This is a genomic window from Clostridium sp. 1001275B_160808_H3, assembly GCF_015550425.1.
In the GTDB taxonomy this organism is placed as follows: domain Bacteria; phylum Bacillota; class Clostridia; order Clostridiales; family Clostridiaceae; genus Clostridium.
The window spans coordinates 1-12,220 of record NZ_JADNAT010000008.1; the positions used below are offsets into that span (position 1 = coordinate 1).

8 protein-coding genes and 1 riboswitch are annotated in these 12,220 nt (G+C 29.9%); of the genes, 1 reads left to right on the plus strand and 7 read right to left on the minus strand.

Going from position 1 to position 12,220, the window contains the following annotated elements:
- Positions 1-144: 144 nt before the first annotated feature.
- Both I2A75_RS07350 and I2A75_RS07355 read right to left on the minus strand, forming a co-directional pair.
- Positions 145-1,641 (minus strand): SIR2 family protein, encoded by a 1,497-nt coding sequence (locus I2A75_RS07350; protein ID WP_207733780.1) that lies wholly within the window; start codon positions 1,639-1,641, stop codon positions 145-147.
- Between the two features lie 148 nt (positions 1,642-1,789).
- A complete protein-coding gene (locus I2A75_RS07355; RefSeq protein ID WP_195263833.1) occupies positions 1,790-3,265 on the minus strand; it encodes a leucyl aminopeptidase in 1,476 nt (491 codons plus the stop codon).
- 546 nt (positions 3,266-3,811) lie between these two features.
- Here I2A75_RS07355 and I2A75_RS07360 point away from each other — a divergent pair.
- The gene (locus tag I2A75_RS07360) at positions 3,812-5,752 is read left to right on the plus strand and encodes a penicillin-binding transpeptidase domain-containing protein (RefSeq protein ID WP_243242075.1); all 1,941 of its coding nucleotides are present in this window, start codon (positions 3,812-3,814) and stop codon (positions 5,750-5,752) included.
- 148 nt (positions 5,753-5,900) lie between these two features.
- On the opposite strand, the gene I2A75_RS07365 is transcribed toward I2A75_RS07360, so the two are convergent.
- From I2A75_RS07365 to nifV, 5 genes are all read right to left on the minus strand, one after another.
- On the minus strand, positions 5,901-6,473 hold the full coding sequence (locus I2A75_RS07365; RefSeq protein ID WP_195263835.1) for a xanthine phosphoribosyltransferase: 573 nt from the start codon (positions 6,471-6,473) through the stop codon (positions 5,901-5,903).
- Positions 6,474-6,567: 94 nt separating this feature from the next.
- Positions 6,568-6,669: riboswitch (purine riboswitch) on the minus strand.
- A gap of 418 nt (positions 6,670-7,087) precedes the next feature.
- The gene (gene nrdG / locus I2A75_RS07370; protein ID WP_195263836.1) at positions 7,088-7,597 is read right to left on the minus strand and encodes an anaerobic ribonucleoside-triphosphate reductase activating protein; all 510 of its coding nucleotides are present in this window, start codon (positions 7,595-7,597) and stop codon (positions 7,088-7,090) included.
- Positions 7,598-7,643: 46 nt separating this feature from the next.
- On the minus strand, positions 7,644-8,936 hold the full coding sequence (locus I2A75_RS07375) for a CapA family protein (RefSeq protein WP_195263837.1): 1,293 nt from the start codon (positions 8,934-8,936) through the stop codon (positions 7,644-7,646).
- Positions 8,937-9,055: 119 nt separating this feature from the next.
- The gene (locus I2A75_RS07380) at positions 9,056-10,978 is read right to left on the minus strand and encodes an aconitate hydratase (protein ID WP_195263838.1); all 1,923 of its coding nucleotides are present in this window, start codon (positions 10,976-10,978) and stop codon (positions 9,056-9,058) included.
- Between the two features lie 21 nt (positions 10,979-10,999).
- Positions 11,000-12,163 (minus strand): homocitrate synthase, encoded by a 1,164-nt coding sequence (gene nifV, locus I2A75_RS07385; protein ID WP_195263839.1) that lies wholly within the window; start codon positions 12,161-12,163, stop codon positions 11,000-11,002.
- Positions 12,164-12,220: the final 57 nt, after the last annotated feature.

Genomic DNA, 12,220 nt, shown 5'->3' on the forward strand with positions numbered 1-12,220 from the left:
ATTTATTTAATTATATAAAAAATACCTATAGCCATAAACCCTTTTATTTAAGTGTCTAGTCTATAGGTATCAGTTTAAAACGCGAGCCCCTTTATATAAATAAGATATTAACCTTTTTAATGTAATAAAGCTTACTTCTTTCATTTAATTCTCTCTAATTCTATCTATTATATCCGAGATTTCATCATAACTTTCTACCCATATAATATTTATTCCTAATTGTTCAAAAGCTGCTTCATGAAGCTCATTGTTTATATTATTAAAAGATTTAAGGATATTTTCATTTATACTAAAATCCTCCATTGATAATCTAAAGTCCTTTTTTCTCATAATTGCATAATGTTTTCTAAGTTTATTCTTTCTGTTACTTATAGATAGAAGTCTTCTTAAATTTGGATCTGTTAATGATAATCCAATCATTAATGTAGTATTTTCCCTTAGAAAATTTAGTTGAGTTATATTAGTCCAAGAATATGGATCATTATATAGACTATGGTATCTATCTTCAGAAAATACTAATAACCCTTCTGATAATCGTTCATATTTATCAGGATTCCGTGGTAAAAATCCATGAACATGATAAATTCCTAGTTTATCAGAAGTTGAGTAATCTAATTCACTATATAAAGAGTTATATTTTATACCATATTTATTGAAGTTATCCTCTAGTAAGTCATCAAAATTATATGTAACAATAGCTTTAATTCCAGTTCCATTATTTCCTTCTAAACATAATTTTGAAATACTATTTAATAAACTTGAATTTCCATTACCATTATTAATATTCTTATATAATAATTGTGCTAAACTTTCTTCAAAGGAATCTCCCAATGCTGATTTTATAAGTGCCGATTGCAATAGAGGCGATTTATTATTTGTTTCTTTCATTTTCCTTATAATAAACTCTTTTTCCTCGGAAGTTATACTAATATTTTTCTCTTCTAACTCCTTCATTATCATAAGTATTAATAAATCAGACATTAAATCATCCCAATCTCCTATACCAGCCTCCTTAGATACACCTGCCCCCAAGAATAAAACTAATTCATCTCTACTGTATATCTTTTTAAGTTCATTTATTCGTTCTTCTCGTATTTTCTTCCATCCATCGTCACTTTGATTTAAAGCTTCACTTACTAAGTTGCTTAATAAAAACTCAACTATCTTTGAAAAATCCCCATTTCTAAAATTATTAAACTTATTGTCAATTTTACATAATTCATCTAACCCCCATACTTTGACCTTATAATCTATTTTTTCTCCATATATCTTCTCTAACGTAGACACTTCTTCTTGTGTAAATTCACTTCCAAATACAAACAATATACTTTTTATAGATAATTTTGAACTTTTTATTGAATTTTTTAACTTTTCAATAAGTTCCTTATCTACTCTAAAGTAATCCTTTCTATTTTTATGCAATATTACTTCTATAATCGTCTCTCCACTTAGTCCATCTATACCCTCGGGTATAATTGCATTAATAGCCGAAAACTTTCCTACTTTAATATTTTTATTTAAAGATAATTTATTTTCCTCTTTTAATTTCTTATTTATAGAATTTAAAACTAATGATTCAAAATAATACATAATATTAATTAAAGTTTTATTACTGGTAGCATTCTTGTTTTCGCTATACATACTCGAGCACTTTCTTTCTTCATAACTTTATTTATATTGTATCTTATTCTTTAGTTTATTATAAAAAAATCCTATAAAGTACTACTAAAAAAGTATACTTTATAGGATTAGTCAAGATTATAAAAATCTATATTTTATCTTATTGTGATTATTTACTTCTTCTCTTTGCTAATTCATATAATGTGTGAACTGGAGCACCTGTTCCACCCTTTACACATAAGTCACTATTACCTGAAGCCCAAGCTGTTCCAGCTATGTCTAAATGTAACCAAGGCTTATCTTGTACGAATGCTTCAATAAATAATCCAGCAGTTATTGTACCTGCAAATCTTCCACCACTATTTTTTAAATCTGCTATGTCAGATTTAATTAATTTCTTATAATCATCAAATGCAGGTAATTGCCACATCTTTTCTCCAGTATATTCTGAAGCTGATTTTAATTCATCAAAGAACTTATCATTATTTGTAACTACAGCTGTTGTAGTTTCTCCTAGTGCAACTAAAGCTGCTCCTGTTAATGTAGCTAAATCTATAACTTCATTAACCTTTTCTTCAGTTATTATATAATGAACAGCATCTACTAAAGTTAATCTTCCTTCAGCATCTGTATTAACAACTTCTATAGTCTTACCAGCCATAGATCCAATTACTTCACCTGGTTTATACGCATCTCCAGATATTAAGTTTTCACAAGCTGCTACTACTGCTACTACATTAAGCTTTAAACCTCTTTTTGCAATAATTGACATAGCTCCAATTACAGACGCTGCTCCACCCATATCTGATTTCATATCTAGCATACCATCAGTTGGCTTTATTGAATATCCACCTGAATCATAAGTTAAGCCTTTTCCTACTAAACCAAGAACATTATCTTTATTATCCTTATCTCCAAAGTATCTCATAACTATAAGCTTAGGTTCCTTTGAAGATCCCTTAGCTACATTATAGAAAGCTTCCATGTTTAATTCTTTAATTTTTTCTACTCCATGAACTTCAACTTCAAATCCACTTTCTGCTCCAACTTCAACAGCTTTATTAGCCAAAGTTTCTGGATAAATTACATTTGATGGTTCATTTACTAAATTTCTAGCAACTATAATACCATTTGCTATTTCTCTGCCCTCTTCAATTGCAGATAATATTTCTGGAGTTGCTTCCTTAATTCCGCATCTTCCAATTGATACTTCTAATTCATTTTCTTCTTTTACATCAGACTTATATTTGTTGAATGTATATTCTGATAAAAATGCTGCAATTTCTGCATTTTTAATTAATTCTTCAATTTCTATTGTTTCAGTCTTTGGAAGTCTTAAGAACACTGAGTTCACTTTTAATTCCTTAGCTTTTTTAATGGCTTTTGCAGTTGCTTTTCTAACTACATCAACAGTAAATTCTTCCTCTTTTCCTAAACCTACTAGTATAATTGTTTGAATTGAATCATTAGAATCTATTGTAAATGTATATAATTCTCCTTCTTTACCATTAAATAAATTTCTACTTTGTGCTAAAACAACGTGTTTATTTATCTCTTCTTTTGGTAAGTTAATATTGTTCTCAAATAAATAAAATACTTTTACATCTCCTTGAGAGCATGTAAAGCCCCTATATGATACCTTCATTTAATCACCTCGTCTAAAACTATCTTTTAATCATAATACCACTATTATAAAAGCTATTCAATGGATAATAATTATTATTTGTTTGAAAAAATATTTTATTTAAATAATTTTTTATTTTATTGTATAAAAATTTTATTTCTGTAAATAATACTAATGTAGATACAAAACCTGTTTAATACAGGTCCCATCCCCCATTTATTTATAAAGCGCTTCGGCGCTTTTTTATTTTATAAATTATCTTAAGAGTTCAAATATCTTATAATATAGACCGCCTTCCTAAAGTATTTTACTATAATAATTTCTTTTCTTAATAGATTACTCTTTTTTGCAACTTACTGTTAAATCCAATAAGGTTATGAGCTAAACATATCATTAATTTATTCATATAAAATATACAAAATTATGTAAACCTATTAATTTAAATGATATAATTAATAGTAAATATAATAATTTATGAAGGTAGATGAGAATATGAAAATTAAGAGGATAATCATAATTCCTACAATATTATTGTCATTTATACTATTAATCAGTGGATGTTCAAAAATGGATAAAGCTCAAAAGGCTTATGATAACTACACTGAAAAATGGATTCAAAGTGACTATGTAGGTATGTATCAAATGCTAACAAATGATTCAAAATCAACTATATCAGAAGAAGATTTTACTACACGATATTCTAATATATTTTCTGCAATAAATGCTAATAATTTATCCTTAGAGGTTTCTGGTGATAAAGAAAAAGCTGATAATCAAATTATTGTTCCCTTTAAATTAAGTATGAATACTATAGCAGGTGATGTTACTCTTGCAGATTATAAATTAACATTAGTTAAGGAAGATAAAGAATATAAAGTAAAATGGGATGAAAGCTTAATTTTCCCTCAAATGACTAAGGATGATAAAATAAGAGTAAGTACTATTCCATCTAAAAGAGGAAGTATATTTGATAAAGATGGTAATCCATTAGCGCAAGACGGGACTATTGATACTATAGGCTTATATCCTGCTAAGTTTAATTTGTCAGATATAGATTCTAAAATCGCTGAAATAGCTAGTATTCTTGATATTAGTGAAGAAAACATAAAAACAAAACTTGAAGCAAACACTAATCCTGAGCAATTTATTCCATTGGTTGATATATTACAAAATGACTCTAAAGTTCCAAGGTTAGCTAATAGAAAAGGAGAAGGAATTCTAATTCAACCTAAACCTGGTAGAGTATATGTCGGTGGTGAAGCTTTTGGAAGATTAATAGGTTATATAGGAAGTATAACAGCTGAGGAACTTGAAGCTAATAAAGATAAAGACTATCATGATACAAGCCTTATAGGTAAAGCTGGCTTAGAACAAGTTTATGAAGATACATTGAGGAGTAGAGATTCAGCTGAAATATATATCGAACGTGGGGAAGAAAAAATAACTATTGCAAAAAAAGATGGCGAAGATGGAAAGAATATAAAAATATCTATAGACTCTGAACTACAAAGTAAGATATATAGTGAAATGACTGGTGAAAAGGGAGCTGCTACTGCTGTTAATCCTAAAACCGGTGAGGTACTAGCTATGGTGAGTGCCCCTTCATTTGACTCAAATGTGTTTACAACTTATGTAACTAAAACTCAAAAAGCAAAATGGGAAGAAACAAATAATGCTGATGAAATAAATAGATTTAACAAAACATATTCTCCTGGATCAACTATGAAGCTTTTAACTTCTGCAATAGGGTTACAAAATGGTGTTATAGATCCTAATGCAACAAGAGATATTAGCGGCTTAGGTTGGCAAAAAGATAGTTCTTGGGGAGATTTTAAAATAACTAGAGTAACTGATCCAGGAAAAGCTGTAAATCTAAAAGATGCAGTTAATCATTCAGATAATATTTACTTCGGACAAGTGGCCCTAGAACTAGGTAGTGAGAAGTTTATAAATGGAATTAAAAATTTCGGAATCGGAGAAGAGTTAAACTTTGAGTATCCTATGCAAGAATCTCAAATTTCTAATGATGGAAATCTAAACAGGGAAATTCTACTAGCAGATACCGGATATGGACAAGGTGAACTTATGGTTACTCCATTAAATGTAGCTTTATCTTATAGTGCCTTAGCAAATGGCGGAAATATAATGCAGCCAAGATTAGTAATAAGTGAAAATACTGATGCAAAGGTTTGGAAACAAGGTGCTATAGCACAAGAATACTTACCAACATTAATAGATTCTTTTACTGCATTAATCAATGATTCTGGTTCAACTATTCCAGATGGAGCTGTCCCTGGCTTTAGAGTTGCAGGTAAAACAGGTTCTGCTGAAATTAAGAAGACCCAAGATGATACTACTGGAACCGAAAATGGCTGGTTTGTATCTGTAGATCCAGATACAGCTAAAATTTCTTTAGTTATGATTGTAGAAGATGTTAAAGGTAGAGGTAGTAGTCATGTTACTGTACCTAAGGTAAGAAATGTTATGGAATACTACCTTAGTAAATAGTGAAAAATGAAAGAGTAAAAAATTATAGAATTATAGTGGAATCTCAAGCATTTGCTTGAGATTCTTTCCTTTATATAAATAATAGAAACTCAACATAGGTTGAGTTTCTTCACTAATTCTTTCATTCTTTAATTTCTTAATTTTTTAATTATCTAAATACTACCTTATTATCTTCAAATTTATCAATTATAGCTAATGACTCGACTCTAGCTCCCATACTTTCTAAAATACTTCTGCCTTCTTGGAATCCTTTTTCTATAACTATTCCCACTCCAACTAAATTAGCACCTGATTGTTTAACTATATCAATCATTCCCTTAGCTGCACAACCCATTGCTAAAAAGTCATCTATAATTAATATGTTTTCGCCTTCATTTAAAAACTGTTTTCCAACTCTAACTTTGTATGTCTTTTTCTTAGTAAATGAATGCACTTCTGATTCATATACATCTTTATCAAGATTTAAGCTTTCTGTTTTCTTTGCAAAAACTACTGGAGCATAATTAAAATATTGAGAAGCTATAGCTGCTATCCCAATTCCTGATGCTTCAATTGTAAGTATTTTATCTATTCTTTCACCATTAAATCTTTCTCTGAAAGCTTCTCCTACTTCATTTAAAAACTTTATATCCATTTGATGATTCAAAAAACAATCAACCTTTAATATATTTCCTTCTCTTACTTTTCCTTCAGTAATTATTTTTTCTTTTAACTTTTCCATATAACTATCCCCTTTATTACTTTTCTATAGTATTCTTAAAAAGCTTGTCTTCTTTTTTTTTATAATTCAAGTAATAAGGCCAAAGCAAATTACATGGCGATAATCGAATCTTCGTAGTTAGGATATTTACGGTTTCCTAGTAGAGACACTTGAACCATATCTTCAAGCATATACGAATACTATATGTATATTTTTTTTATTTATTATAACACTATTGTTGTATTTTGCGAAGCAATTTATTTAGTGAAAATTTAAGCGTGAAAGAGTGAAATGTTAATGTTGTTTTATTCTGCAAGATTAAAAACAATAAGTGCAAAGCATCTTTTATACAAAATCCGTAAGTTTTTTTCCTCAACTCTTTAACTTAGTATTATAAATTATAAATATAAATTGGCGAAGATAAATAGAATATGAGAAATAAGCTTATAGCGAGCGATTAGAAGTACTTGGTGAAGGAGAAGCTACTATGCCTTAGTGTTGTTGGTTTGTTTGAGCATAGCGAGTTAACCAAAACTCTTGGCATAGTAGTTTTTCTGAACCTAGTACTTCTTTGCGCAACTATTAGCTTATGGAACATATCTATTTACCTTCGCCTTTATATTCGCAAAATATAACTAATACTCTAATTCACATATTTTTTTTTCTTGCAAAGTTCTTTTTACATCTATTATCCTTTGATTGGTTGACCCTCTGAATCTCAAACCATCCTTCATCTTATTTTTATCAAATTTACCATCTACTAAAACATCTATATTACTAATCAATTCTCGCCAACCATTTCTTTTATCTAAATTAATTAATATTTCTTCAAAAGTATATCCTGTATAACTCCATACATTTAATTTATTTTCTTTAAAACTTTTTGCCATATATGCAAACTCTTCTGCTCTTTCAAAAGGATCTCCTCCACTAAAAGTAACTCCTTTAATCATAGGATTTTTTACTACATCTTTAATTAGTTCATCTATATTACGTTCTTCTCCACCATTAAAATCATGTGTATCCGGATTAAAACATCCTTCGCAGTTATGTTTGCATCCTTGAGAAAAAAATACTCTTCTTATTCCTGGACCATTAACTAAACTTTCATAAGCTATCCCTGAAAGTCTTATAGTATCTTTCATCTATGACTACATCCCCTTTTATTTTTAAATTACTCCTTTATTTAAATTAATCTCTTATTTTAATTTTATCATTATATTTTTCTATTATTCCTTTAGTTCTATTTAATGACTCAATCAATCTACCTTTTCCTTCTTCAGTTAAGTAATCTGCATCATTAATAGTAGCAGGAACAACTTCATAAAATAATTTTTCGTCCTTTTCATACCAATTAACCCAAGTCGGTATATATGTTGGATACTCAACTTCAATCTCATTTGTATTGATGTTCTTTTTTAATTTTACTGATACAATAATTCCATCTTCTGTATATGGATTTTGTATTCTCTCAGTTCTTTGACTTGATAAAAAATTACCCATTGAATAAATTACAGCTGTTTCGTTAAGCCCATCTTCTGATTTAATAATATCTATAGGTTGTAATGAATGTGGATGTGTCCCAAATATTATATCTACATTTTGATTTGCTAGAAATTTAGCCATATTTATCTGTGTGCTATTTGGTTCTAATTCATATTCTTCTCCCCAATGCATATAAAAAATAATAACTTCCGCTCCATTATTTCTCATATCAAGTATCTGCTCTTTCATTTCTTGAAGATCTAAATCTAATGTATCTTCTCTAAATGTATTCATTAATGGATAAAGTTCTTCTGGTATAGTTGTACCATTTAATCCCCTTGCTCCACCTTCAGCAGTCATTGAATAACTATATGATATTATACCAACCTTAATTCCATTAACATCCTTTATTACATACCTATTATCATTCGTACTCTCTCTTGTTCCTATTATATCAAAATTTTTTTCTTTAAGAATACTTCTAGTTCTATTAAACCCTCGTACATCTCTATCTAAAGAATGATTATTCATATTATTAACAACATCTACTCCAGCCCACTTCATAGCATCTGCTAATTCATCTGGAGCATTAAAGCTTGGATACCCTGAATATCCATAATTCTCTATACCAGAAAGTGTTCCTTCTAAATTCGCAATAGTTAAGTCTGCACTATTTAAATAATCTTTTACATATTGAATAGTATTTTTGAAATCATATGTATTATTTTCTTCATTATATTGAGTTTCCAGTATCTCCTTATGTATTAAAAAATCCCCTGTAGCAACTATTTCTATGGTTTTTATATCATTATCTTTTACTTCTATATTTTCTATATCTTCATTTAAATATTCATCAGGGCTTATATTGTCAGTATCCTCTACAGCTTTGTTATTAAAGTTATTTAATAACACTTCAACTCTAGGAATAAAAAATACCCCTACTGTCACTATAATAACCATAGCCATTAATAAAATGATTCTTTTTCCCTTACTTTTCATAATTCCCCCTATGTTATACACTTTTACCTTTATTATATCCTATTAAATATAAAAAATGGCATACAAAACAATTAAATTTTGCATGCCATTCATTTTATTATTGTCTATTCATTTTATTATTATCCATTTATCTTAACATAATTTAACCTTCCGCCAGCCTTTATTACATCAATCTCCTTTTTAGTTAAGTTAATATATACATTAAAGCTAGTTCCATTGGTTATATCCTTTATTCTAGCTTTACCATCAACTAAAGCTCTTTTAATATCACTTATTAAAAGCTCATCTAAAATTCCTACCTTATCATAATCTACTTCTGCTTCAAATTCCATTGGTATAATTCCATTATTTATAAGGTTTGCCTTATGAATTCTTGCAAAAGATTTAGCAATTACAGCTTTTACTCCTAAATATAAAGGTGCCAATGCTGCATGTTCTCTACTTGAGCCTTGTCCATAATTATTACCAGCAACTATTATTCCACCATTGTTTTCTTTAGCCCTCTTTGGAAATTCTTCATCAACTGTATTGAAACAATACTCTGATAGATAAGGTATATTAGATCTAAATGGTAATAATTTTGAATTAGATGGCATTATATGGTCAGTTGTGATATTATCTTCAACCTTAATTAACACTTTTCCTTCAACCTTATCGCCTAACTCTTTATTTACAGGAAAAGGCTTTATATTAGGTCCTCTTACAACTTCTACTTTATCTCCCTCTTCCTCAGGAGCTATAATCATAGAATCATCTATTAGGAATTCTTTTGGCATTTCTATATTAATATCTACATCAATTTCTCTCGGATCTGTAAGAACTCCATTTATCGCTGAAACTGCAGCTGTTTCAGGGCTTACTAAATATACTTTAGCAGATAGTGTTCCACTTCTTCCATAAAAGTTCCTATTAAAGGTTCTTAATGATACTCCATCCGTTCCAGGAGCTTGCCCCATTCCTATGCATGGTCCACAAGAATTTTCTAATATTCTTGCTCCTGCACTTATTATATCTCCTAAAGCTCCATTTCTAGCTATCATCTCCATAACTTGTCTAGAACCAGGTGCTATAACTAAACTTACATCTTTATGCACCTTTTTCCCCTTTAATATTCTAGCTACCTTCATTAAATCTTCATAAGAGGAATTTGTACAACTTCCAATAGCAACTTGATCTATTTTTATTTTTCCGATTGACTCTACTTCTTCAACATTATCTGGACTATGTGGCTTAGCTGCTAAAGGCTTTAAATCACTTAAATTTATTGTAATTTCCTCATCATATACAGCGTCTTCATCTGGTTTAAACTCTATCCAATCCTCTTCTCTCCCTTGTGCTTTAAAGTATTCTAGTGTTTTTTCATCGCTAGGGAATATAGATGTAGTTGCTCCAAGTTCAGCTCCCATATTAGTAATTGTAGCTCTTTGAGGAACTGAAAGTGTTTTTACTCCATCTCCGCAATATTCAAATATTCTAGAAACACCACCTTTAACTGTTATCATCCTAAGAACTTCAAGTATTATATCCTTAGCTGTAACCTTTGGTTTTAATGAACCAATTAAATTAATTTTACATACCTTAGGGGTAGTTATATAATAAGCTCCTCCCCCCATGGCTAATGCTACATCTAATCCACCTGCTCCCATAGCAAGCATTCCAACTCCACCAGCTGTAGGAGTATGACTGTCAGATCCTATAAGAGTATCTCCAGGAACTGAAAATCTTTCCAAAAATACTTGATGGCATATTCCATTACCTGGCTTTGAAAAATAAACACCATATTTTGATGCCACCGTTTGTATGAATTTATGGTCATCAGCATTTTCAAATCCTTGTTGAAGCATATTATGGTCTATAAATGCTACAGACTTCTTTGTTTTAACTCTATCTATTCCCATTGCTTCTAGTTGCAAATACGCCATTGTTCCTGTAGAGTCTTGTGTTAATGTTCTATCTATTTTAATTCCTATTTCCCTGCCAACTCCTACGCTACCTTCAATCAAGTGATTTTTTAGTATCTTGTAAACTAAGTTGTCCCCCATTAATTTATTGCCCCCTTTTATTTAATTAACTTTCTCTTCATTTATCCTCAAGTACTCTTTATATATTTTAACAAGTTCTTTATCGAATAAACTTCTCTTTAATCTTACTGAAGTAGCTCGTACCATTTCTAATATATCTTGTGCTGAATTAGTATCTAACTCTATTCCATACTCTCTAAATTTATTTATAATTCCAGCCTTACCAGAATGTTTTCCTATAACTATTTGCCTTTCTAACCCAACTATTCCAGGATCAAAAGCTTCATAATTTTTAGGATTTTTTATTGCCCCATCCGCATGTATTCCTGACTCATGCGCAAACATGTTATCTCCTACAATAGCTTTCCATGACGGTAATATTCTACCTGATGCTCTGGATACATATTCTGAAACTTCCCTAAACATAGTAGTATTTATATTACCTTCATAGTTATATACAAACATTAATGCCATTAAAACTTCTTCTAATGCGGCATTTCCTGCTCTTTCTCCTAAACCATTAACAGTCACCCCAACATGAGATGCCCCGCCCATGATTCCTGCAATAGCATTTGCAGTTGCCATTCCAAAATCATTATGAGTATGCATTTCTATATCAAAATTTGTTTGAGAACATAGATATTTTATATCTTCTTTGATTTTAAATGGCTCCATTATTCCTACTGTATCACAATATCTAAACCTATCTGCACCTGCTTGTTTTGCAGCTTCTATAAATTGAATCAAAAATTCTCTATCAGCCCTTGAAGCATCTTCTCCATTTACAGATACATACAAACCATTTTTCTTTGCAAACTCTACGGATTTCACCATATTGTCTAAAACCCATTCCCTAGAAGTTTTAAGTTTATGCTGTATATGAATGTCAGAAACTGATATTGATATTGCCACTGCATCTACTCCACAATCTATTGACTCTTGTATATCTCTTATAACTGCCCTATTCCAAGCCATAATACTTGATTTTTGATTTCTTTTTACAATTTGTTTTATGGCTTCTTTTTCATCTCCACCCATAGTAGGAATTCCTACTTCTAGTTGATCAACCCCAAGTTCACTTAGCATAGATGCTATTTCAATTTTTTCTTCATTTGCAAAAACCACTCCTGCTGTTTGCTCTCCGTCTCTTAAAGTAGTATCTACAATAAAGACTTCTTTGCCATTATTTAAATTTTTAACAGACATAAGCTTCCCCCTTTAATTTTACTTATTACTTATTGCTAATTAATTAACCCCAACTTC

What these genes read in the sequence shown, in the direction of transcription:
- I2A75_RS07350 (WP_207733780.1), bottom strand. Translation starts at nt 1,641, where the DNA reads ATGTATAGCGAAAACAAGAATGCTACCAGTAATAAAACTTTAATTAAT.
- I2A75_RS07355 (WP_195263833.1), bottom strand. Translation starts at nt 3,265, where the DNA reads ATGAAGGTATCATATAGGGGCTTTACATGCTCTCAAGGAGATGTAAAA.
- I2A75_RS07360 (WP_243242075.1), top strand. Translation starts at nt 3,812, where the DNA reads ATGGATAAAGCTCAAAAGGCTTATGATAACTACACTGAAAAATGGATT.
- I2A75_RS07365 (WP_195263835.1), bottom strand. Translation starts at nt 6,473, where the DNA reads ATGGAAAAGTTAAAAGAAAAAATAATTACTGAAGGAAAAGTAAGAGAA.
- nrdG (WP_195263836.1), bottom strand. Translation starts at nt 7,597, where the DNA reads ATGAAAGATACTATAAGACTTTCAGGGATAGCTTATGAAAGTTTAGTT.
- I2A75_RS07375 (WP_195263837.1), bottom strand. Translation starts at nt 8,936, where the DNA reads ATGAAAAGTAAGGGAAAAAGAATCATTTTATTAATGGCTATGGTTATT.
- I2A75_RS07380 (WP_195263838.1), bottom strand. Translation starts at nt 10,978, where the DNA reads ATGGGGGACAACTTAGTTTACAAGATACTAAAAAATCACTTGATTGAA.
- nifV (WP_195263839.1), bottom strand. Translation starts at nt 12,163, where the DNA reads ATGTCTGTTAAAAATTTAAATAATGGCAAAGAAGTCTTTATTGTAGAT.